The sequence below is a fragment of the Acidovorax sp. GW823-FHT01C06 genome (assembly GCF_058798375.1).
Map to the genome: position 1 here is coordinate 706,157 of NZ_JBXAKN010000001.1, position 21,659 is coordinate 727,815.

A 21,659-nucleotide genomic window follows, 5' to 3' on the forward strand; every position below is an offset into this window, starting at 1 on the left:
CATGCAGTATTTCGTGACGGGGGCAACGGGTTTCATTGGCAAGCGGCTGGTCAAGAAGCTGCTGGAGCGCAAGGGCGCGGTGGTGCATTTCCTGCTCCGCAAGGAAAGCGCGGACAAGGTGGCCGACCTGCGCAGGTTCTGGGGCGTGGGTGCCACGCGCGCCATTCCCGTGTTTGGCGACCTCACCGCGAAGAAGCTGGGTGTGGCTGCGGAAGACGTCAAGAAGCTCAAGGGGCAGATCGACCACTTCTACCACCTGGCCGCCGTGTATGACCTCTCCGCGGACGAGGAAACCCAGGTCGCCGTGAACATCGAGGGCACGCGCAACACGGTCGATCTGGCCAAGGCCATCGATGCCGGGCACTTCCACCACGTCTCGTCCATCGCTGCCGCGGGCCTGTATGAAGGCGTGTTCCGCGAGGACATGTTCGAGGAGGCCGAGGGCCTGGACCACCCGTACTTCCAGACCAAGCACGAGAGCGAGAAGATCGTGCGCCAGGACTGCAAGGTGCCCTGGACGGTGTACCGCCCCGCCATGGTGGTGGGCGACAGCACGACCGGCGAGATGGACAAGATCGACGGCCCCTACTACTTCTTCAAGCTCATCCAGCGCCTGCGCCAGCTGCTGCCGCCCTGGATGCCCACCGTGGGCCTGGAGGGCGGGCGCGTGAACATCGTGCCGGTGGACTTCGTGGTGAACGCGCTCAACGTCATCAGCCACCAGAAGGACATCGGCAAGAAGTGCTTCCATCTGGTGGACCCGGTCGGCTACCGCGTGGGCGATGTGCTCGACATCTTCAGCCGCGCCGCGCATGCGCCGCGCATGAACCTGTTCGTCAACGCCGCGCTGCTCGGCTTCATCCCCAAGAGCATCAAGAAAAGCCTGATGGCCCTGGCGCCCGTGCGCCGCGTGCGCAATGCCGTCATGAAGGACCTGGGCCTGCCCGAGGACATGCTCACCTTCGTGAACTACCCCACGCGCTTTGACTGCCGCGAAACGCTGGCGGCGCTCAAGGGCTCGGGCGTGACCTGCCCCAACCTCAAGGACTACGCCTGGCGCCTGTGGGACTACTGGGAGCGCAATCTTGATCCCGAGCTGTTCATCGACCGCACGCTCAAGGGCACGGTGGCGGGCAAGGTCGTGCTGATCACCGGGGGGTCTTCGGGCATCGGCCTGGCGGCGGCGCACAAGTTCGCCGAGGCGGGTGCGACCACCATCATTTGCGGGCGTGACCAGGACAAGCTCGACGAGGCGTGCGCGGAGGCCAAGGCCAAGGGCTACGCCTTCATCGCGTATTCGGCCGACATCGCCGACATGGCCGATTGCGACCGCTTCGTGCAACTGCTGATCGACAACCACGGCGGCGTGGACTTCCTGATCAACAACGCGGGCCGCTCCATCCGCCGTGCCATCGAGTCGAGCTACGACCGCTTCCACGACTACGAGCGCACCATGCAGCTCAACTACTTCGGCTGCCTGCGCGTGACCATGGGCTTTCTGCCCGGCATGGTGGCCAAGCGCAAGGGCCATGTGGTCAACATCAGCTCCATCGGCGTGCTGACCAACGCGCCGCGCTTTTCGGCCTATGTGGCCAGCAAGGCGGCGCTGGATGCCTGGACACGCTGCGCATCGAGCGAGTTCGCCGACCAGGGCATCACCTTCACCACCATCAACATGCCGCTGGTGCGCACGCCCATGATCGCGCCCACCAAGATCTACAACAACGTGCCCACGCTGAGCCCCGAGGAGGCGGCCGACATGATCGCCCAGGCCTGCATCTTCAAGCCGGTGCGCATCGCCACGCGCCTGGGCATCACCGGCCAGCTGCTGCATGCGCTGGTGCCCCGCGTGGCGCAGATCACGATGAACACCAGCTTTCGCATGTTCCCGGATTCCACCGCCGCCGCCAAGGGTGACAAGGGCGCCAAGCCGCAGCTGTCGGCCGAGGCGGTGGCGCTGCAGCAGATGATGCGCGGCATCCACTTCTGACGACCGTCCGGCCCGCGCAGATGCCCATGCGTTGAACTCTGTTACCTGGTGGCCGGGCAGGGTGGGATAATCGCGGGTTCTGCCGAGCTGGCATTTCACACAGCCCTCCCTATGATTCTGGTTACTGGCGGCGCGGGTTTCATTGGCGCCAACTTCGTTCTTGACTGGCTTGCTGTCTCCAGCGAGCCCGTGGTCAACCTCGACAAGCTCACCTACGCTGGCAATCTGCACAACCTGGACAGTGTTCAGGGTGATGCGCGCCACATCTTCGTGCAGGGCGATATCGGCGACACCGCCCTGGTGGCCCGCCTGCTGGCCGAACACAAGCCCCGCGCCGTGGTCAATTTCGCGGCCGAGTCGCATGTGGACCGCTCCATCCACGGGCCGGAAGACTTCATCCAGACCAACATCGTGGGATCGTTCCGCCTGCTGGAGGCCGTGCGCGCCCACTGGAGCGCGCTGCCCGAGGGCGAGCGCGCGGCTTTCCGCTTCCTGCATGTGTCCACCGACGAGGTGTACGGATCGCTGGCCCCCACCGACCCGGCCTTCGCCGAGACACGCGGCTTCGAGCCCAACAGCCCCTACAGCGCCAGCAAGGCCGCCAGCGACCACCTGGTGCGCGCCTGGCACCACACCTACGGCCTGCCGGTGCTCACCACCAACTGCAGCAACAACTACGGTCCCTATCACTTCCCCGAGAAGCTGATCCCGCTGATGATCGTGAACGCCCTGGCGGGCAAGAACCTGCCCGTGTATGGCGACGGCATGCAGGTGCGCGACTGGCTGTACGTGAAGGACCACTGCAGCGCCATCCGCCGCGTGCTCGAAGCCGGCGCCCCCGGCGAGACCTACAACGTGGGCGGCTGGAACGAGAAACCCAACATCGAGATCGTGAACATGGTGTGTGCGCTGCTCGACGAGCTGCGCCCCCGTGCCGACGGCCAGAGCTACCGCTCCCAGATCACCTATGTGAAGGACCGCCCCGGCCACGACCGCCGCTACGCGATCGACGCGCGCAAGATCGAGCGCGAGCTGGGCTGGAAGCCTGCCGAAACCTTCGACACCGGCATCCGCAAGACGGTGCAGTGGTACCTGGAGCATGCCGACTGGGTGGCCAGCGTGCAGACCGGTGCCTACCGCGACTGGGTGCAGACCCAGTACGCGCAGGAGGCACCAGCCGCTGCCGTCGCGGACGCCAGCGCATGAACATCCTGCTCTTTGGCAAGGGCGGCCAGGTCGGGTGGGAGCTGCAGCGCAGCCTGTCCTTGCTGGGCACGGTGACGGCCCTGGACCATGACAGCACCGACCACTGCGGCGACTTTGCCAACCCGGCGGGGGTGGTCGACACGGTGCGCGCCCTGCGCCCCGACGTCATCGTCAATGCCGCGGCCCATACCGCCGTGGACAGGGCCGAGAGCGAGGCCGACTTTGCGCGCACGCTCAATGCCACCACTCCCGGCGCCATCGCGCAGGAGGCTGCGCGGCTGGGCGCCTGGCTGGTGCACTACAGCACCGACTATGTGTTCGACGGCAGCGGCCGCCGCCCCTGGGTGGAGACCGATGCGCCTGCCCCGTTGAGCGTCTACGGCCGCACCAAGCTCGAAGGCGAGCAGCTGATCGCAGAGGCCGGTGCCAAGCACCTGATCCTGCGCACCAGCTGGGTCTACGCCGCGCGCGGCGGCAACTTCGCCAAGACCATGCTGCGCCTGGCCCAGGAGCGCGATCGCCTGACCGTCATCGATGACCAGTGGGGAGCCCCCACCGGCGCGGACCTGCTGGCGGATGTGACCGCCCATGCACTGCGCCACCTGCAGCAGCGCCCGCAGGACGCCGGGCTCTACCACTGCGTGGCGGCCGGCGAGACGAACTGGAACGAATACGCGAAGTACGTGTTGACGGTGGCTGCCCAACACCCTGTGGGCGCGAGGATCGTTGCCAAAGAGATTGCGCCCGTGCCGACCAGCGCCTTTCCCACGCCAGCCATGCGCCCGAACAACTCGCGCCTGGATACTACAAAACTGCGCGACACCTTCGGCCTGACGCTGCCGCATTGGCAGACGGGCGTGGCGCGCATGCTCACCGAGATTCTTTGAACACATTCATTCCCATGACGGCACGCAAAGGCATCATCCTCGCCGGAGGGTCTGGTACCCGGTTGCACCCGGCCACCTTGGCCATCAGCAAGCAGTTGCTGCCGGTGTATGACAAGCCCATGATCTACTACCCGTTGAGCACGTTGATGCTGGCGGGAATCCGTGACATTCTGGTTATCAGTACTCCTCAAGACACCCCGCGCTTTGCGCAGTTGCTCGGTGATGGCAGCCAGTGGGGAATTCGCCTGTCGTATGCGGTGCAGCCCAGCCCTGATGGTTTGGCGCAGGCATTTCTCATCGGCGAGGAGTTCCTGGGGGATTCGCCCAGCGCCTTGGTGCTGGGGGACAACATTTTCTATGGTCACGATTTCCACGAGTTGTTAGGCAACGCCATGGACCGCGCGGAGGGGGCCAGCGTGTTTGCTTATCACGTCCACGACCCCGAGCGTTACGGAGTGGCCGAGTTCGATGCGCTGGGCAAGGTGCTGTCGCTGGAAGAAAAACCGCAGGTGCCCAAGTCCAGCTACGCCGTAACAGGCCTCTATTTTTACGACAACAAGGTCGTTGAAATGGCCAGGGCACTCAAGCCGTCCTCACGAGGGGAGTATGAGATCACGGACTTGAACCGCCTCTATCTGGAGCAAGGGGCGCTGAACGTCGAGATCATGGGGCGAGGTTATGCGTGGCTGGATACGGGAACCCATGAAAGCTTGTTGGAGGCGGGGCAGTTCATTGCTACCTTGGAGCATCGCCAGGGGCTGAAGATAGCTTGTCCTGAGGAGATCGCGTGGCGGTCGCAGTGGATTGACAGCGCCCAATTGGAGCAAATGGCCCGGCCCCTCACGAAAAGTGGCTATGGTCAGTATCTCCTGCACCTTCTCAAAGAAAAAGTCTACTGACAGCCTTTCTATGCAAGCAACACCCCTGGCGATTCCCGAAGTCTTTCTTATCGAGCCCAAGGTCTTTGGCGATGCGAGAGGGTTTTTTCTTGAAAGTTTCAACCAGCGCGCCTTCAACGAGGCGACGGGTACACAGCACCAGTTTGTTCAGGACAACCATAGCCGCAGTGCCAAGGGCGTGCTTCGGGGGTTGCATTACCAGGTACAGCAGCCTCAAGGTAAATTGGTCCGGGTGGTGCACGGTGCCGTGTTTGACGTGGCGGTTGATATTCGCAAAGGCTCCCGCTCATTTGGAATGTGGGTGGGGGAGGTGCTGAGCGCGGAAAATCACCACCAGCTGTGGGTGCCGCCGGGGTTTGCCCACGGGTTTTTGGTGCTCAGCGACAGTGCAGAATTTTTGTACAAGACCACGGACTACTATGCTCCGCAGCACGAGCGGTGCATTGTCTGGAACGATCCGGACCTCGGGATCCACTGGCCCGTCGAACAAGCGCCGGTACTTTCCGACAAGGACCAGCGCGGGCAGCTTTTTCGCGACGCGGATCTCGGGTCGGCGTAGCCTGGTGCAGGGTGTGCTGAGGTGACATGCCCCCTCACTTCACCCTCATGACAATCCACTGCGTGGATTCAGCGACTTGTTCCAGCCCCTTGTTCCTGCTCAGTGCCTCCTGGTGTTTTAACGGGCTCAGAACGTTGCGTACCCCCAGCAATCGGAAATCGAAAGTCGCAGCGTCCAGCGTCAGGACCACTTCGTCCAGTCGAGGGGAGTTGATGGCATAGCCTCCCGGTCCGACAGGCGTCCCATCCAAACGCACGAACAGGCGTTGGTATCTGTTGTGGATTGTGGCGTGGATTCCCTGTGGATCCAGCCTTTGCCAAAGGGTGGCCGGAGGGGCGTAGAAAACGCTGTTGGCGACGGCTTCGTTTGCCATGGGCAAAATGAGGGACCAAGTGCGCTCGTCGATAACAGCGGTTCCTTTTCCCTTGCCAGTGGATGCGTGCGGATCAGGTTCGCGAAGGGCCTGGATGAGTGCGGGTGCCACCGTAATCTGCTTGGGCGCGATAGAGAGGGGATTGAATGGCAACGCGGCGATCAGGCTCCAGCCGCAGACAAGCGACAGTGCAAAGGTGTGGCGCTGGACGAGGACCAGGTATGTCGCGAGGCCAGACATCAGCATGAAGGCCCAAAGCATGGGTGTTGTGATGGAGTGTGCTATCGCTGGCGGCATGAGCGAATGAAGCCAAAAGCCAAGCACCAGTGTGAAGAGCGCGGCCGAAAGCGCGACTCCCTGTCGCGCATGCGTGTGTGAATTCATCGGAGCGGCTGGCGGGCGCTCGGTCTGGCAGGGCGCCAGCAGCCACCCCCAGAGCAGGGTCTGTGCCATTCCGAGTGCCAAATCCAGTCGATAGCTGGTCACTGATCCCCAGAGTGTCCAGCGGGCGATCGCTGGCGTGGATCCAATGAACATGTATGCCAGCACGAGTCCCGTGTAGAGCACCAATGCCCCGCTGATCCAGGCCGTCGTCCTGCGTCTCCAGGATGCCCAGATTGCTGCAAGGCAAAAAGCGATGGGAAACAGGACGTACGAACTGGCGTCTGCGGGATCCATCGCCGCGTTGGTCTGGTACATGGTGAGGGGGGTGAACATCCCCTTGAGCAGGAACCATGGATCGATGTCCCCTCCCACCTCCAGCACGCGCCGTCCCGGGTACACCGTGGCACGGATGGCCTCAATGGCGGGGCTGGCATCACGCCACCACAGCCCAAGGATGATGGTGGCTACCAGCATCGCAGTTGCAAGCGCCAGCCATTGAGCCCATCCCCAGCGGATCTGGGCGCGATGCACCCAGATCCATGACGCAAAGAACAAAAGGAAAAGCGTGGCGAGTGAAATTTGCCAAGGGGGGTAGAGCACCAAGGCGAATCCGCCGAGTGCCAGCCCGAGAACCACCGCGCTGACCGTGGCTGTCACAAGGCTGGAGGCCCTGCTGAGTATGTGTGCCGCCAGGAGCATTGCCAGCAGCGGAAAAAAAGCGGTATAGGCCGGCCACGCGGAGAATCCCACTGAATACGGAGCGAAGGTGAATGCAACTGCAAGACCCGCCGCAGCGACCTGGCCCACGCCCAACATGCGCGTGAGGACTCCGTGCAGCGCGGCAAAGCAGCCAAAAATAGGCATCCACCAGTACCAGGCCAGCGCGCGCCTGAGGTCCAGAAAAAAGAAGCCCCAGGTTGCAGGTTTGGAGAGGGTGGATACGTGGGCCGCCGGGAGACCGGTCATGCCGGTAATGAGCGAGTTTTGTCCTTCTTCTCCCTGATTCCTGTTGATGACCGGAAAAGGCGGCGAGTGGGTGAGCTGACTGATTGCCAGGGGCGTGATGACTTCCCATTCATCGCTTCGGATGCCCCGGTTCTCCCCTAGCCAGGGCTGCCCATTTTGTTGAGCGATTTCAGAGCCTTCAAAAAGCAGAGGCAAGGAAGATCCAGTGCTGCCCGCTCCGACCAGCATGGCGAAGGAGAGTGCGACGCTTCCATAGAACGCCATGCTGGGGTGAATGCTCCTTGTTGACGGCCGGCGAGCGGAGATGGCGGACGACAGTCTCGGCGAGCCAAGCAATCCAGCCAGTGGCAGCAGCAAGCCCGCGACAATCATCGCTTTGATCGCAGCCGAGGGCGACGGCTTGGCAGGCAATGCAACTTGCTTGAGTGTTGAAGGAATGCTCAGAGGAAAGATATCCCCGTTGCCCAGGCGCACCCGCACGCTCAACGCCTTGTTCGTGCCGTGGACGCGGTCAGGAAGCTGCACCCGAACAACAAATCCCGAGCCGATCCACTCGGCGCGTCCGTAGGCGCGGGCCACGTCCGGGCGCTCAAACCGCTGCATCCGGCCTCGATAGACCATGTCATCGTCGAGGGCGACGATGACATTGGTGGCAAATACATTCTGTTTGTCCGATGCAGCCCATCCCGATATTTGTAGCTCGTGTTCTTTCGCAAGGTACTCCACGGAGTCCACATTGCCATATCCCGTCGGCTGCTGCGCCTGGACGCAACCCCACATCAGCAACAGCATTAGCAAGAATGAAATATGTCGGAGACGCATTGTTCAGGAATCGAAAGGGGGGGCAGGCCAATGGCCGCGAGGGGCATTGCCCTTTGAAAGCCAGATGGGGCATTCATTTTTCCGCCCCGCCTCCGTTGAGCACCTCTTGCATGGACCGGTAAAGTCCATCGGAGCCGGACTGATGATTTTCAGGGGCCAGGGAAAAGATATTGTGTTTGCGCGGCACCAGTTCGCCGTCCCACCGGGGTTCGAGAAAGAACGACAGAAAATCTGCACCATGACTGGCATGCATGTCCAGGGCCTTGCGAAGTGCGCGGTTGTCCATGTTTTTCAGCGGGTGGAATTCCGTCACGCCATAGCGCCTGCGAGGAGAGCGGGCATACCAGTCGATAAAGGAGTTGCCATAAGTGGGTTCTCCATACAGGCTGACTCCCAGGCGAACGGGCGCCGTATAGAGCAGTGAAGGTTCGATCGCGAACTTGGTTACATCCCAGCCAGCATTTGTGAAGGGGATGATCTGATGGGTGTAACGTGCCGTTCCTGCGAGGCATGAATCCTCGAACACCTGGTCAAAGAAGCGGATGTACTCCGTGACCTGCTGGGCGCGGAAGGCGTGCCAGAGAAGAACCAGGGGGTTGTAGTAGTAGTTGGCTCGATCAAGCGGTTGATCAACGTGTGACCGTGTTCGCGTGGTGGGAGGGCTGCTGGCAGGCAGGGGTTTTTGCGGCAGTGCTGCAGGAGGGCGGCCGTCTCTGGCCTGGATCAGGATGGTGCGTGTCCCGATGTGCATCAAGGGGGTGTCTCTGCCCTCCAGCATCACATCAATCCGGTACTCCCCCGGGGGCAGGGATCTGAAGTCCATGTCCAATTGCCAGCCCGTGTTGGCGTCGCCCAGTTCCGGCAGGGCCTGCAGTACGTCCTGCCGGCCCAGGCTGACAGGGCGCTTGCCGATGAATTCTCCGTTGCGAAAGACATGCACCCACGCAGGCCCGGCGTTGCCTGCTTGCTCTATGTGGGCCCACCCCGTTATGGGCAAGCTCCCGTGGGCATAGGCATCGATGTGCTCGGTGTATTGGGATAGGTGTTCTTTGCGAATGTCCCGGGAAGGAGGCTGTACGGCTTCGAACGATGGATAGGATGCATCGATGGACTTGTTCAGCTCCTTGACATCGCGGAAGTGCTGGCGGAGAAAGCGTTGAAACCCGGCAGCGGACTCCGGGCGGTAGTCCGTAATCCGATAGGGCTGGCGGAAACCCATCCCGGATTCAAAATCAGGAAACAGGTGGTGCAACTCGCCCAGTAGCGTCACTGCCCTGATTTTTGCCCTGTCAGCAGGTTCAAGCCGGCAAATCTCGGCGATCACAGCCTTGGCAGCCTGTATGCGTTTGGCTGTCACCGGTGTTTGAGTCGTGGCAAATGTCCAGTTGTGAATGGCTGAGCCATAGTAGGTGTCCGAATGCAACGGACCATCCTGTGTGTATGCGAGGTTGGCGGGGTCTGCACCCAACTCTCTCTCCAGATCGTTTCCGCTGCCAAAATGCGTGGAGAAAAAATACAGAACGGTTGGGCGATCCATATCTTTCACCGTCCGAACAAGGCGGGACACAACAGTCTGGTCGATGCTCCATTGCCCTGCCGTCTTGCGAAACAACTGCAGGAGCGGTATCGGCAAGGTGTACCCTAGCGCATAGGGCGGCTTGACCGCAGAATCCGGATGCAATTCCAGGAGGGTGGATTCGATCAATGCCGCTGCTGAGCCATTGCCATTGGTGCATTTGCTTTGCCGTGACCCCACCGGGTAGGGTTTGTCCTCCAGGAGGATGCAAGCCTCCATCACGCCGATCATGGGGGCCAGGAACATCGTCGCCGGCTGGGGAATGGAAGTACTGACGCGGGAATGGAAAGACCATCCCCATGCCCCCGCCACCAGCACCCCTGCAGCTGAAATCAGCGTGGCAAACGAGGATGCGTTGCGAAGACGGCGCCAGTTCATGGGATGACAGACAAAGGAATGCGAATCGAAAAGCCTTGTGGCTATGCCGAAGCGGCGGGGGCAATCTTATGTGACAGCCGTGAGTTTTGGAGCGCCGGCAGGAACCTCCGGAGGTTGGAGGTTTTTAACGAGGCACACGCGCAAGGCCTGATTGTAGGCACTTTTTGCTATGAAAATGGTAGCTCCTGCGGGAGCCTCCGCCACCCCTTGGCAGTCATCCTGGGCTCTGCCGCCTGGTGGGGAGTTGGTGGCAGCTACACTCATGTCCGCATCAAGCATGGGGTGGGTGCGCATCGCCTCCAATCCCGGGCCCGGGGCCCTTGCGTGCTTGTTCGCGGACAACCAATGAACACATCTACACTTTATGCGGCCTCCGAGTTGGCCGACTCTTCTGCTCCCACGCGCCAGCGGCTGGGTGAATTGCTGGTGCAGGCGGGAAAGCTCAGCGCACGCGACCTTGAGCGCGCGTTGGGTGCGCAGCAGGAAATGGGCAGCCTGCTCGGGCGGGTGCTGGTGAGTCTGGGTCTGGTCTCTGAGCTGGATGTTGTCCTGACCCTTGCCAAGCAATTAGCCCTTCCGTGGGTGAGCGCGGATGCATTTCCGGACCTCATGCCGGAGGTTCCGGGGCTTTTGCCGGAGTTCCTGAGCGCGCACAGTGTGTACCCCCTCTACGTGGAAAACAACGTGCTGTTCGTCGCCATGTCCGAGCCTCAGGATGCGTATGTTCTGAAGGCATTGCAGTTGGCGACAGGATTGAGTGTTCGACCCGGTATTGCGCTCGAGAGCGATATCGAGAAGGCGCTTGCGGAGCCTGCAGACGACGACGCTGGCGCAGATGGCGAAGCTCTCGATGAGTTTGATACGGGTGATTTCGTCGAGCATTTGAAGGACTTGGCCAGCGAGGCACCAGTCATTCGGCTTGTCAATACCATCATCGGCCGTGTCATCGACATGCGTGCTTCCGACATCCATCTGGAGCCGTTCGATGACGGCTTGCACGTGCGTTATCGCGTGGATGGTGTCATTCATAACGCTGAAGTGGTTCCCCCACGCCACAGCGCAGCTGTCAATTCGCGCGTCAAGCTGCTCGCTCATTTGGATATTGCCGAGCGCCGTCTGCCTCAAGACGGGCGTATCAAGACGCGGGTCAAGGGCCGTGAGTTGGATTTGCGGGTATCCACCGTTCCCACGGTGCACGGCGAAAGCGTTGTGATGCGTGTACTGGACCGGGCCAGTGTGCGCTTGGATCTGGAAAAGATGGGGTTTGAGAAGGACACGCTCGACCGTTTCAATGGGCTGCTGGCGAAACCCCACGGGATCCTGCTGGTCACCGGGCCTACCGGGTCCGGCAAAACGACGACCCTCTATGCCGCGCTTTCCAAGCTGGACTCTGCCTCCCAGAAGATCATCACCGTGGAGGATCCGGTGGAGTACCAACTGGAGGGCATCAACCAGATTCAAGTGCATTCACAGATCAATCTGACTTTTGCGAATGCGCTGCGCTCCATCTTGCGGCAAGACCCCGACATCATCATGATCGGTGAAATGCGGGATGGTGAGACCGCCCAGATTGCCGTCCAGTCCGCGTTGACGGGGCATCTGGTGCTTTCTACGCTTCACACGAATACGGCGGCCAGCGCAGTCATCCGCATGCAGGATATGGGCGTGGAGCGGTATCTCATTACCTCGGCAGTCAATGGGGTGCTCGCGCAACGATTGGTCCGCACATTGTGTGAGCATTGCAAGACCCCGTGGGACCCTTCTGGTGAAGTGCGAGAGAGCTCGGGCCTTTCCCGATTCTGCCCTTCTCACCAATCGGTCTATCGCGCAGTAGGGTGCGACCATTGCCGCCAGTCTGGGTACAAGGGGCGCACAGGAATCCATGAGTTGCTTGTGCTCGATGAGGCCATGCGCCGTGCAGTCATCGAAGGCAAGGACGCCGGAGCACTGAACGCCATCGCAACGCAAGGGGGCATGCTCAGCCTGCATGAGGACGGGCTGCGCAAGGTGGCTGCCGGCATAACGACACTGGATGAACTGGCCCGTGTCACGCAGGATCAATCCGATGCCTGATTTTGTATGGCGTGCAGCTTCATCGACGGGTGAAATTACCGCAGGCCGATTGACGGCCGCGAGCGCCGCTCTGGCGCTCAAGCAACTGCGGAGCCAGGGGCTTACGCCGCTGAGCGTGACAGATGCGTCGCTGGCGGCGGGCGGCGCTTTTCCTGAGGCCGTTCCCGCTGGGCTGGACGCTGGCCAGCGAAGGGCACGGGTGATCAAGGGGCCTGTCAAGGCTGCGGATGTCCAGGCGCTGACCTCGGAACTGGCCATCATGCTGCGCGCGGGATTGGCGCTCGACAACGGACTTCGTGTGCTGATCGAGATGAGCTACAAGTCGAGCGTCAGGACGCTGCTGCAGGAGGTGCTGGACGCCGTCAAGGGCGGGACCCCGCTGAGCCGTGCACTGTTACCGCACCGGGAGCTGTTTGGTGATTTTTATATCAACATGGTGCGTTCGGGTGAGGCGAGCGGGCAAATGTCGTCCGTCCTGGATCGGTTGGTTGACCATATGGAGCGCGAGCGCGCGCTGCGGGAGAGTATTGTTTCCGCGACCATTTATCCTGCCATCCTGCTGGCGGTTGCCGTGCTGTCTCTGATTGCCATGCTGGGCTTTGTGGTGCCACAGTTTGAGAAACTGTTTACCGATATGGGCGATGCGCTGCCGTTGCCCACCAAGATTGTCATGGAGATGGGGCAGGTTTTCACGCAGTACGGTCTGTTTATCGGGGTTGGCGTGTTCCTCTTGGGGACCTTGTTGACGCGCTGGCTCAAGACGCCAGGGGGGCGGTACTGGTGGCAAACGCGTCTTTTGAAGCTGCCCATCATGGGGAATCTTGCGCTCAAATACCAACTGACGCTGTTCTCGAGATCTTTGGGTACGTTGATCGGAAATGGCGTTCCCATGTTGACAGCGCTGAACATCGCGACGGAAACCGTGGGCAACGCCGTCCTGCGGCAATCACTGGCCCGGGTCGCCCCCATCGTCAAGGAAGGTGGGCGAGTAGTCCAGGCCATCTCGGCAACGGGTATTTTCGAGCCCCTGGCCATCAATCTCATTCGGGTCGGCGAGGAAACGGGCCGCATTGGTCCCATGATGCTCGAGCTTGCAACAATATTGAACCGTCAGGTGGAAGTCGGCATCAAACGACTGCTGACATTGGTGGAGCCCGTTCTCATTCTTGTCTTGGGTGTCTTGATCGCTGCAATCATTGTCTCCATTTTGATGGGGATCTTGTCCATCAACGATCTTGCTGGTTGATATTTTTGATTTTGAGGAATGTGATGAACTATCGATTTTTGGAACGCAGGGCAAAGCGGCTGGATTTTGCGGGTGGCCGCGCCAAGGGCTTTACCCTGATTGAGTTGCTGGTTGTATTGGCGATATTGACCCTGCTTGCTGGCCTTGTGGGACCCCGTGTGCTCAATCAGTTTGGGGGGGCAAAGACCAAAACCGCCGGAATTCAGATCGCTGATCTGGACAAATCGCTTGAGTTGTTCAAGCTGGATGTCGGGCGCTACCCATCCACGGAAGAAGGCCTGGAGGCGCTTGTCAAGCGCCCGGGCAGTGTGAATGGCTGGAGCGGCCCCTACTTGCGAGGGGAATTGCCCAAGGACCCTTGGAACAACCCATATCGCTACGCCAACCCCGGTCCGAACGGAGGCATTGAAATTCTGTCTCTGGGCTCCGATGGTGCCCCAGGTGGGGAGGGAGAAGCGGCAGACGTACGGAACAAGAACTGATCTGGCGCCCCCTTGGAAGAGCTTATGCGGCGTCAGCGCGGATTCACCCTGGTCGAATTGCTGGTGGTTTTTGCCATCATGGCCTTGCTGGTGGGGGTCACGCCGCTTGCCTTTGAGCGCCTTCGAGATTCTGCTCAGTACCGAAATGCAGTACGAACCATGGTGACCGAGATGCGGGGCGCAAGGCATCTGGCCGTCTCCGGGCGTGGCGAAACCCGCTTCTGGGTGGATCTTCAGAGCCGGAACTATGGCCGGGACGGAGGTGCCGCCCAGTCTTTGCCCGAGGCCGTCAATGTACGAGCCACGGTGGCGGGCACCGAATTGCGTTCCGGGGTGGCTGCAATCCGCTTTCTGCCGGACGGAGGGGCGACGGGGGGCAGCATTGATATCGTGCGGCCCTCCGGGGCGGGAGTGCGGCTGCGGGTGGACTGGCTTTCCGGTCAGGTATTTCAAGAACCCTTGTCGCCATGAGTCGCATGCATTGGTCAAGGGAGGCCGGCATGTCGCTGCTGGAGTTGCTCGTGGCCTTCTCCATACTGGCGATGTCGTTGGGTGCTCTCTACAAGGCGATGGGTACCAATGCCAGGAGTGTCGCTGCAGCGGAGCTCTATCAGCGTGCAGTCGTCGTCGGCGAGTCTCTCTTGGCGTCACGCGATGTGGTGCCGGCTGACGGGTGGAATGAGAGTGGTCGAGCGGGCATCTATGACTGGCATGTGAGCAGTGCGCCCTTTACCACGGAAGCGGCGCAGCGCAATCCGTCCTCGCCCCCACTGCACGAACTGAGCATCGAAATCGCTTGGCGTGAGCAGGACACCGTGCGTTCGGTGCAATTGCATACCCTTCGGCCCCAGCGCTTGAACCTTCCTGGCGCGGGTGTGCGATGAGGCTGTGCGGAGATCATCCTGCCCGGGGGCGAGATCGAGGCTTCACCTTGGTGGAAATGCTCGTTACCATGGCCTTGCTGTCGCTGCTAATGCTGGGTATGGCTTCTGCATTGAGAAGCATGGCGCAGACGGAAGAACGTGTCGATCAGCGCGTCGAACGGGCGGATGAACTCCGTGTTGCTGCAGCGTTTCTTCGCACCACCATGGGGCGCCTGTCGGTCCGCCGTACAGGAGCGATGCAGCGGCAGGACGAAAGTCCGTTCTTGTTTTCTGGGCTGCGGGATGCCGTTGTCTGGGTCGGCATCATGCCGGCTCGCCATGGGGCTGGAGGACGTTTCATTTTCCGTCTGGCAGTCGAGGGCTCTTCAGATACGTCCGCCTTGGTCATCAGGTTCGTTCCATGGGAAGGGCAGGTCGCCATGCCCAACTGGGACCAGGCTGACAGCAGGGTACTGGCTCGCGGAGTCCAGGCATTTGAAATCAGCTACGAAGACATGGCGCAACAAGTGCGGCCGCTCTGGGTTGACCGATGGGTGCGGGCTGACGGTCTACCGTCCCGGATCCGTATTGACGTCGCAACGCGCGATGGTCCTTGGCCACTGCTTGTAGTGGCCACGCGCTCGTTGCCATTCTCCGATCGGGCCGGAGGAGCCTTCTCCTCTGGAGTGGACTGATCGTGGGCGCCGAAGTCGTTCGTAAAGATGGCGTGCCCGATGCCTCCTCGCAAGGGGTGGCGCTTTTGGCCGTGCTATGGATCGTGGCTGCGCTGGCCATCGCCGTTGGCGGCATTCAACTCTCTGTACGCTCCGAGTTGCGCGTTGTGGGAGCGGCCCGGCGCTCGGTGGAAGCGGTAGCCGCTGGAGAGGCAGCAATGGCACTGGCCTTGCAAGACATGTTGGCCAGCGCAGAACGCATCAACCGGCGGCAACTCAAGGAATACCGATACCGGGAGAGATTGGTTGAAGTGCAGCTGACGCCATTGAATGGACTCATTGACATCAACAGGGCCCCGGAAGCACTTCTGGTGGCCACTTACACGGTTGCCGGCAAGCTGGCAACCGACGCGGCGGCACGTCTGGCGGCGGCTACGATTGAAGCACGCGCGCAGCGTGATGCCACGGGGCGCCAGTGGGGTTTCGAAGCGATCCAAGACTTGCTTCGTGTCCCTGGAGTCGATTATGAGCTCTATGCTAGACTTTCCCCGCTCCTGACTGCCGAGGCTCAGGGCAGTGGCAGAGTCAACCCGCTAGCGGCTCCAAAGGAAGTGCTCCTGGTGCTTGCTGGTGGGAACGCATCACGTGCTCAAGCCATTGATGCGCGCCTCGATTCGGGTGCCAACTCCATGGAAGTCGACATCACCGGTTTGAATGGCGAATTCACTGGTGTCTCGCCTTCTACGCGGTACAGAATCCAAGCGAAAGTACCCAATGGCGACGGAAGCTGGACGGTGGTTCTACGAAACGTAGATCTCAGGCCAGACAATGTCTCTGGGTTGCCGTGGCGTATTTTCAATGCAGAACAGTGGATCATTGCACCCCCATGATGGCGGCTGCCTCCCCTTAAATGTCCTCAACCTCATCTTCAACGCTTTTCTTCGGGCTGGATATAGCCGCTTTGCGGGCTGAGTTCTCCGCCTTCGCAAAAAGTGCCCAGCAATGGCCCGTTCTGGCTTGGCTGTCGCCCGAGGTGCCGGTAAAAGTATTCCGTGCGGACGGATCGGAAGCGGTTTGGTATGGCTTCAGGTGGCTGCCTTCCTCCGCAAAGCCGAGCAAGGCGGTTTTCGAAGCCGTAGAGTTGCCAGCGCACATTTTCCTGGAACGGCACTTCGCATTGCCATTGATGCCGCCTTCTTCCATGGCCCAGGCGTTGACCTTGGAAGCCGCCTCCGTAAGTCCTTTTCCTTCGGAGGATCTGGTTTGGGGCTATCAAGCGTCCCCGCGTCCGAGGGGGGGGGGCTACCAGATAGACATGGTGCTGGCTTCCCGCAAGCAGGTGGCTGAGTATCTGGCTATCCAAAAAGGGCGGTTGCACGCCGCACAAGAGCCCGAAGTCTGGGCCCTGCTTTCATCAGGTCAGCAGCGTGTGGTTCTTGCGGGTTGGGGTGAAGGCCGGCGCGAGCAGCATTGCGCGCGGCAGCGCCGCATCAACTACCTGCTCATTCTCGCAATTCTGATCCTTGGGGCGGGCATTGCCGTCACACCGATCGCCCAGTTGAGACTCAGAGCCATTGAAGCGGCATATGCCTACTCCGACCTGCAGGCACGCACGGCGCCGATTGCCTCCGAGCGGGAGGCGTTCGTGAAGACGGTGGATCGCCTGAATCTGCTGCGCGGAGTTCTTGTGGAGCGCGTGGATGGGCTGGCGTTGATGGAGATACTGACTCAAACACTGGCAGACGACACGTCCCTCAACACGCTGGAGGTCACTGGCCTCAAAGTAAAAATCACAGGGCTTACATCCAATGCGGCTTCGCTTATGCAGCAGCTGGGGACGCAGCGTGGATTCAAGGACGTTCGCGCGCCCATAGCTGCGGTTCGCAATCCCGGGGCAACCCTCGACAGCTTCAACATCGAGTTTCAACTGGATCCTGCAGCGTTCTCGGTTGCTGCGTCTCCCAACAAGGTCCCGGCCACGGAGAGCCCGGCAGCGCCGGCCAGTGCCCCCGAAGCATCTGCGGCTCCGGCTCCGGCACCGCTGGCTTCTGGCGCGGTGGCGCCTGTGACGCGCAGCCGATTCTCATCCGGCATGGACAAACCGCCGGCAGCGTCTTCCCCATCTTCTGCTGCCAAGGGAAAGACCGGCTCATGAACCAGACAACACGCCGCAATTTGGTATTCATTTCGATGGTTGCAGTGCTGGTCTGCGCCCCCTTCCTGATGGCGGGGATGTATCTGCACGCCAAGTACCAATGGGCCAATGGACGCATTGCAGAAATTGAGCCGCGCTATGCGCGTTTGCTGGGGTTGCTTGAGAACAAGGAGGCACTTGTCCAGGCGGCTACCACGGCGAAGGCGCAACTGGCCCAATACATGCACCCGCCTGGTCAGGATGCCACGCAACTGGCCAATGAGGTGCAGCAGCGCATCCGAGGGGTTCTGGCCAGTGCGGGACTCAATATTGTCAGCACCCAGGTGCTCGCCGTGAAGGAAGACAAGGACTTTGAGCGCATTCCTTTGACGGTGCGTGCAGAGGGCGATCTCATGGCGGCCCAACTCGCCTTGGCGGCGCTGAACGAGCAAACGCCTGCCATCCTGGTCGATGGCTTCGTGATTCAGGTCATTGGCGGGCCTGTGAAGGGTGTTCAGAAGCTCGGGGTTCAATTCAATCTCGTGATCTTGAGGGCGCGGCCATGAAGCGGTACGTTTTGTTGCTGCTGGGTGCGGCGAACCTGCTGCTGGCCTTGGGACTGGGCGCTCTGTGGATAGGCAAGGAAGGGTCTTTGAGAAACACGCGATGGCTGCCACCTTCGCCGATTACCGCCGACTACAACGCGATGCTGCCCGTGCTGCCCGCAAAAAGCCCGGTGGACGGTGGGCGCGCACTGGCGATGCTTGAGCGTCCCCTCTTTTCGCCCACCCGCCGGCCGCCGCCTCCTGTGATCGTTTCCTCGGAGGCAGAGGCGGCGGTGGTCGACAACTTGAGCACCGCGAAGCTGGTGGGCCTGTTCCAGGGCGCACAAACAAATGGGATCATCATTCAGATTGCCGGAAAAAACCGGCGTATGAAATTGAATGAAAGCGTTGACGGATGGGTGCTGCAATCCGTTCAGGGCAGAGCTGCAACCTTCGGGCGAAATGATGGTCAGACGCGCACCATTCACATGACGCGCTCCCTCGTCAATACCTATACGGGTATGCCAAACATGCCTGCACCGAATGCGGCGCAAGCCTTCCCGACGCCGCCCCCGATGGGGATAACGAAGCAACAACCGACGCCGCCGGCTATGGCGCCAGGCAATACGCCTGTCAATCCGACCCCCTCAGCTCCTCCCAGGGCATCACGGTTTGGGCCTTAGCTTTTTTGCATCGCAAGACATTCCTTGGAATCTATGAAACCCTATCCATATGCGCTGAGCGCAGCTGCAATTGTTGTCTGCCAACTCGCTGCGGCTCAACCGTCTGTTTCCGCGACGGGAACTGCGTCTGACATATCGAACGCAGGGCGCTCGCAACAACCCAATGATGGCTCTGGCACGGCGGTCCGTACTTCCGAGGACGGAAGTTCCCCCTCGCCGCCGCCCACCTCGGAGCCACGGATTCTGCGTGGCAATGACCGCGTCATTGCAGCGCCAAAGAATTCGCCACGGGTCGAGGGCCCCCCCATCTCGTTCAATTTCGAAGAGGCGCCCATTGCCGAAGTGGTTCGCACCATTCTGGGTGACGTGCTCAAAGCCGACTATGTGCTGCATCCTCCATTGAACGGAACGGTGACCCTGTCCACCAAGGTTCCAGTGGCTCCTGACCAGGCGGTCTTTCTCCTGGAGAGTGCCTTGCAGGCGAACGGCCTTGCGCTCCTGCGCGATGCACGTGGCTCCTACCATGTGGGACGGCCTGACGCGCTCAAGAGCATTGGCTCTGCCGTCCGGCAAGCCGGCAGCGGTGCGACGCTTCCGCCGGGATACGGTGCCATTGTCGTTCCGCTTCAGTACATTGGGGCCAACGAGATGGCGGCCATCTTGCGACCATTGATGCCTGCAGATTCCATGGTGCGCGTGGATTCCGTTCGCAATCTTCTGGTGCTGGCGGGTACCCGCAATCAGGCGGAAGGGTGGCTTGATCTGGTGGCGACATTCGATGTCGATCTGCTCAAGGGAATGTCCGTGGGGGTGTTTCCCCTGAAGTACGCCACCATCAAGGAAGTCGAGTCGGCGCTGCGCCTGGTCAGCGGCGGAACTGGCGCTGGCGCATCCGGAGCCCCAGCACAGGCAGGCAATACCGCGGTGACAGCGCAATCGGCCAGTGCTGCCGGTGCGCAAGGCGGTGTTGCCGGCATAGGGGACTCCAATCCCTTGTTTGGAGCCCTGCGCATCATGCCCATTGAGCGCATCAACAGCGTGCTGGTTGTAACGCCGCGCGCCGCGTATCTGGAGGAGGCCCGGCGCTGGATTGAGCGCCTGGATCAGCCGAGCGACAACGGCGCGGATGCCCAACTCTTTGTCTACCAAGTTAAGAACGTCAACGCACGCCACCTGACCAGCGTGCTGAGCGGTATTTTTGGTGATGGCAAGCAGCAGACGAACAATGTTTCCGGCAGCGGCGTTGCGCCGGGGCTTTCCACCTCCACGGGCAATGCCTTTGGCCAGCAGGGAGGGAATTCAAACCTGTTTGGAGGAAGCTCGGGGTCGCTGACGGGCGGCTTCGGCTCCCGTACCGGTGGGTTTTCTCAGAACAATACCGGCACCAGCATGCTGGGCGGGCGAAGCGGCCAAGGCACGGTGGGGGCCACCGCGCCCACCGCCGCGACGCTGGGTAGCATTCGCGTCATGGCGGATGAGCTCAACAACGCCGTGCTGGTGTGGAGCACCCGTGCCGAATACGCCAAGATTGAAGCCACGCTGAAGCGCCTTGATCTGCCACTGACGCAAGTGCTGATCGAGGCCAGCATCGTGGAGGTGACTCTTTCGGACGATCTGCAATATGGCCTTCAGTGGGAGTTCAGCGACAACCGTGCCAGCACCGGATATACGGGGGTAGGCAGGCTGTCGAATACCAACACCACGACGCCGGGTTCGCTTGTTCAGCCCTCCAGCGGGTTTTCTTACACGTTGCGCAACCCCGCAGGAAATGTGCGGGCCATTCTCAGCGCCCTCTCCGCCAAGACGTCCGTCAAGGTGCTGGCGAGCCCCTCCCTGATGGTTCTTGACAACCACACCGCCTCCATCGCGGTGGGTGATCAGACCCCCGTCCAGGCCGGCACCACCAGCAACCTGGGTGTTGTCACCAGCAACATCCAATACAAGGACACGGGTATCAACCTGATCGTTACGCCATCCGTCAACTCCGGGAACATCGTGACCATGCAGGTGGAGCAGTCCGTGACCGACGTGGGCGGGGAGGATGAGATCACCAAGCAACGGGCCTTCCTTCAGCGGCAGCTTTCCAGCAAGCTTGCCGTGCGTTCGGGCGAATCCATCGTGATGGGGGGGCTGATTCAGGAGCGTGGGACGACATCCAAGTCTGGCGTCCCCTTGCTGCATACCCTGCCGGTGATTGGGAACCTTTTTGGAACAACGGCGAACGAAGGTAAGCGCACTGAACTCATTGTCGTCATCACGCCGCGTGTCGTTCGCTCCGACATCGACATCAGGGAAGTCAGTGAAGACCTGCGAGACCGCATGAAAGGGCTGGTGCAAATCAAGGAATTCGATGCCAATCGAAGGACCGCCCCTGTGCAGCCTGTTCAGGCCATTCCATTTTCCAAGTAAACAGCATTTTTGAAAGTCGTACCCCAATGAAGCACTCGTCCACATTCACCAAGCGCGGTACCTTGCTTGCCACCTTCGCCCTGTGCGTGGCGGCACTGAGCGGCTGTGCAGCCACTGCCACCACCCAAAATCCCGAGCAGATCGTGAGCAAGCGTGCGCAGGATCGCTGGGATCTGCTGTTGAAGAGCGACTATGCCAAGGCCTATGCGTATCTGACCCCGGCGGAGCGCGTTGTGTTGAGCCCGCAGAGTTATGTTAACCGGTTTGGCGACGGTGCAAAGTGGCTGTCCGCGAAGCTTGATTCGGTGACTTGTGAAAATGCGGAGCGCTGCACGGCCGTGGTGAAGCTGGAAACGCTGGTGGTCGCGAGAGGTTTCTCATCGCCCATCTCCAGCAAGATCTCGGAAGTCTGGATCAAGGACGAGAACAACTGGTGGTTCCACCAAAACCCTTGACCCCATGGCCCGTCCTGGGCTGTTGAGGTAAAAAGGGGCGCATGCATCACTGATG

Annotated in this window: 19 protein-coding genes; 17 read left to right on the plus strand and 2 right to left on the minus strand. The window is 60.9% G+C overall.

Going from position 1 to position 21,659, the window contains the following annotated elements; all coding sequences use genetic code 11:
• The first annotated feature begins 1 nt into the window (after window position 1).
• The 5 genes from AC1RCS_RS03245 to rfbC all read left to right on the plus strand — a co-directional run bounded on the left by AC1RCS_RS03245 (window position 2) and on the right by rfbC (window position 5,541).
• On the plus strand, window positions 2–1,990 hold the full coding sequence (locus AC1RCS_RS03245) for an SDR family oxidoreductase (RefSeq protein WP_492244269.1): 1,989 nt from the start codon (window positions 2–4) through the stop codon (window positions 1,988–1,990).
• Window positions 1,991–2,101: 111 nt separating this feature from the next.
• Complete coding sequence (gene rfbB, locus AC1RCS_RS03250; RefSeq protein WP_218293180.1) at window positions 2,102–3,196, plus strand: dTDP-glucose 4,6-dehydratase; 1,095 nt, start codon at window positions 2,102–2,104, stop codon at window positions 3,194–3,196.
• Window positions 3,193–4,083: a dTDP-4-dehydrorhamnose reductase gene (rfbD, locus tag AC1RCS_RS03255; RefSeq protein ID WP_492244270.1), complete on the plus strand. Its 891-nt coding sequence runs from the start codon at window positions 3,193–3,195 to the stop codon at window positions 4,081–4,083. The genes rfbB and rfbD overlap by 4 nt, the downstream gene beginning before the upstream one ends.
• A 14-nt stretch (window positions 4,084–4,097) precedes the next feature.
• Complete coding sequence (gene rfbA / locus AC1RCS_RS03260; RefSeq protein WP_492244271.1) at window positions 4,098–4,982, plus strand: glucose-1-phosphate thymidylyltransferase RfbA; 885 nt, start codon at window positions 4,098–4,100, stop codon at window positions 4,980–4,982.
• 10 nt (window positions 4,983–4,992) lie between these two features.
• Window positions 4,993–5,541: a dTDP-4-dehydrorhamnose 3,5-epimerase gene (gene rfbC, locus AC1RCS_RS03265; RefSeq protein WP_492244272.1), complete on the plus strand. Its 549-nt coding sequence runs from the start codon at window positions 4,993–4,995 to the stop codon at window positions 5,539–5,541.
• A gap of 34 nt (window positions 5,542–5,575) precedes the next feature.
• Here rfbC and AC1RCS_RS03270 read toward each other — a convergent pair whose 3' ends face one another.
• Both AC1RCS_RS03270 and AC1RCS_RS03275 read right to left on the minus strand, forming a co-directional pair.
• Complete coding sequence (locus tag AC1RCS_RS03270; protein WP_492244273.1) at window positions 5,576–8,056, minus strand: DUF7657 domain-containing protein; 2,481 nt, start codon at window positions 8,054–8,056, stop codon at window positions 5,576–5,578.
• 103 nt (window positions 8,057–8,159) lie between these two features.
• Window positions 8,160–10,040 carry a hypothetical protein gene (locus AC1RCS_RS03275; RefSeq protein ID WP_492244274.1) on the minus strand — a complete coding sequence of 627 codons (1,881 nt, stop codon included), beginning with the start codon at window positions 10,038–10,040 and terminating at the stop codon, window positions 8,160–8,162.
• A gap of 345 nt (window positions 10,041–10,385) precedes the next feature.
• Between AC1RCS_RS03275 and gspE the strand changes: the two genes are divergently transcribed.
• Genes gspE through AC1RCS_RS03335 form a run of 12 tightly spaced genes read left to right on the plus strand, consistent with a single transcriptional unit; the run spans window position 10,386 to window position 21,604 of the window.
• Entirely contained in the window at window positions 10,386–12,113 is a 1,728-nt protein-coding gene (gene gspE / locus AC1RCS_RS03280) for a type II secretion system ATPase GspE (RefSeq protein ID WP_492244275.1), read from the plus strand.
• Entirely contained in the window at window positions 12,106–13,359 is a 1,254-nt protein-coding gene (locus AC1RCS_RS03285; protein ID WP_492244276.1) for a type II secretion system F family protein, read from the plus strand. Before gspE ends, AC1RCS_RS03285 begins: the two co-directional genes overlap by 8 nt.
• Before the next feature lie 23 nt (window positions 13,360–13,382).
• A complete protein-coding gene (gene gspG / locus AC1RCS_RS03290) occupies window positions 13,383–13,841 on the plus strand; it encodes a type II secretion system major pseudopilin GspG (protein ID WP_492244277.1) in 459 nt (152 codons plus the stop codon).
• A 12-nt stretch (window positions 13,842–13,853) separates the two neighbouring features.
• Window positions 13,854–14,312 carry a GspH/FimT family pseudopilin gene (locus AC1RCS_RS03295; protein ID WP_492244278.1) on the plus strand — a complete coding sequence of 153 codons (459 nt, stop codon included), beginning with the start codon at window positions 13,854–13,856 and terminating at the stop codon, window positions 14,310–14,312.
• A gap of 5 nt (window positions 14,313–14,317) precedes the next feature.
• A complete protein-coding gene (locus AC1RCS_RS03300; protein ID WP_492244499.1) occupies window positions 14,318–14,725 on the plus strand; it encodes a type IV pilus modification PilV family protein in 408 nt (135 codons plus the stop codon).
• Window positions 14,722–15,399: a prepilin-type N-terminal cleavage/methylation domain-containing protein gene (locus AC1RCS_RS03305; protein ID WP_492244279.1), complete on the plus strand. Its 678-nt coding sequence runs from the start codon at window positions 14,722–14,724 to the stop codon at window positions 15,397–15,399. Before AC1RCS_RS03300 ends, AC1RCS_RS03305 begins: the two co-directional genes overlap by 4 nt.
• Before the next feature lie 2 nt (window positions 15,400–15,401).
• Window positions 15,402–16,268, plus strand: a complete 867-nt coding sequence (locus AC1RCS_RS03310) for a type II secretion system protein GspK (protein ID WP_492244280.1) — start codon at window positions 15,402–15,404, stop codon at window positions 16,266–16,268.
• Window positions 16,269–16,288: 20 nt separating this feature from the next.
• On the plus strand, window positions 16,289–17,533 hold the full coding sequence (locus AC1RCS_RS03315) for a PilN domain-containing protein (RefSeq protein ID WP_492244281.1): 1,245 nt from the start codon (window positions 16,289–16,291) through the stop codon (window positions 17,531–17,533).
• On the plus strand, window positions 17,530–18,078 hold the full coding sequence (gene gspM, locus AC1RCS_RS03320) for a type II secretion system protein GspM (RefSeq protein WP_492244282.1): 549 nt from the start codon (window positions 17,530–17,532) through the stop codon (window positions 18,076–18,078). The genes AC1RCS_RS03315 and gspM overlap by 4 nt, the downstream gene beginning before the upstream one ends.
• A complete protein-coding gene (locus AC1RCS_RS03325) occupies window positions 18,075–18,740 on the plus strand; it encodes a hypothetical protein (protein ID WP_492244283.1) in 666 nt (221 codons plus the stop codon). The genes gspM and AC1RCS_RS03325 overlap by 4 nt, the downstream gene beginning before the upstream one ends.
• Window positions 18,741–18,773: 33 nt before the next feature.
• On the plus strand, window positions 18,774–21,149 hold the full coding sequence (gspD, locus tag AC1RCS_RS03330) for a type II secretion system secretin GspD (protein ID WP_492244284.1): 2,376 nt from the start codon (window positions 18,774–18,776) through the stop codon (window positions 21,147–21,149).
• 26 nt (window positions 21,150–21,175) lie between these two features.
• The gene (locus tag AC1RCS_RS03335; RefSeq protein ID WP_492244285.1) at window positions 21,176–21,604 is read left to right on the plus strand and encodes a hypothetical protein; all 429 of its coding nucleotides are present in this window, start codon (window positions 21,176–21,178) and stop codon (window positions 21,602–21,604) included.
• The last annotated feature ends 55 nt before the right edge of the window (window positions 21,605–21,659 follow it).

Excerpts from the sequence above, each read along its gene's own strand:
- AC1RCS_RS03245 (WP_492244269.1), top strand. The coding sequence starts at position 2 with ATGCAGTATTTCGTGACGGGGGCAACGGGTTTCATTGGCAAGCGGCTG.
- rfbB (WP_218293180.1), top strand. The coding sequence starts at position 2,102 with ATGATTCTGGTTACTGGCGGCGCGGGTTTCATTGGCGCCAACTTCGTT.
- rfbD (WP_492244270.1), top strand. The coding sequence starts at position 3,193 with ATGAACATCCTGCTCTTTGGCAAGGGCGGCCAGGTCGGGTGGGAGCTG.
- rfbA (WP_492244271.1), top strand. The coding sequence starts at position 4,098 with ATGACGGCACGCAAAGGCATCATCCTCGCCGGAGGGTCTGGTACCCGG.
- rfbC (WP_492244272.1), top strand. The coding sequence starts at position 4,993 with ATGCAAGCAACACCCCTGGCGATTCCCGAAGTCTTTCTTATCGAGCCC.
- AC1RCS_RS03270 (WP_492244273.1), bottom strand. The coding sequence starts at position 8,056 with ATGCTGTTGCTGATGTGGGGTTGCGTCCAGGCGCAGCAGCCGACGGGA.
- AC1RCS_RS03275 (WP_492244274.1), bottom strand. The coding sequence starts at position 10,040 with ATGAACTGGCGCCGTCTTCGCAACGCATCCTCGTTTGCCACGCTGATT.
- gspE (WP_492244275.1), top strand. The coding sequence starts at position 10,386 with ATGAACACATCTACACTTTATGCGGCCTCCGAGTTGGCCGACTCTTCT.
- AC1RCS_RS03285 (WP_492244276.1), top strand. The coding sequence starts at position 12,106 with ATGCCTGATTTTGTATGGCGTGCAGCTTCATCGACGGGTGAAATTACC.
- gspG (WP_492244277.1), top strand. The coding sequence starts at position 13,383 with ATGAACTATCGATTTTTGGAACGCAGGGCAAAGCGGCTGGATTTTGCG.
- AC1RCS_RS03300 (WP_492244499.1), top strand. The coding sequence starts at position 14,318 with ATGCATTGGTCAAGGGAGGCCGGCATGTCGCTGCTGGAGTTGCTCGTG.
- AC1RCS_RS03305 (WP_492244279.1), top strand. The coding sequence starts at position 14,722 with ATGAGGCTGTGCGGAGATCATCCTGCCCGGGGGCGAGATCGAGGCTTC.
- AC1RCS_RS03315 (WP_492244281.1), top strand. The coding sequence starts at position 16,289 with ATGTCCTCAACCTCATCTTCAACGCTTTTCTTCGGGCTGGATATAGCC.
- gspM (WP_492244282.1), top strand. The coding sequence starts at position 17,530 with ATGAACCAGACAACACGCCGCAATTTGGTATTCATTTCGATGGTTGCA.
- AC1RCS_RS03325 (WP_492244283.1), top strand. The coding sequence starts at position 18,075 with ATGAAGCGGTACGTTTTGTTGCTGCTGGGTGCGGCGAACCTGCTGCTG.
- gspD (WP_492244284.1), top strand. The coding sequence starts at position 18,774 with ATGAAACCCTATCCATATGCGCTGAGCGCAGCTGCAATTGTTGTCTGC.
- AC1RCS_RS03335 (WP_492244285.1), top strand. The coding sequence starts at position 21,176 with ATGAAGCACTCGTCCACATTCACCAAGCGCGGTACCTTGCTTGCCACC.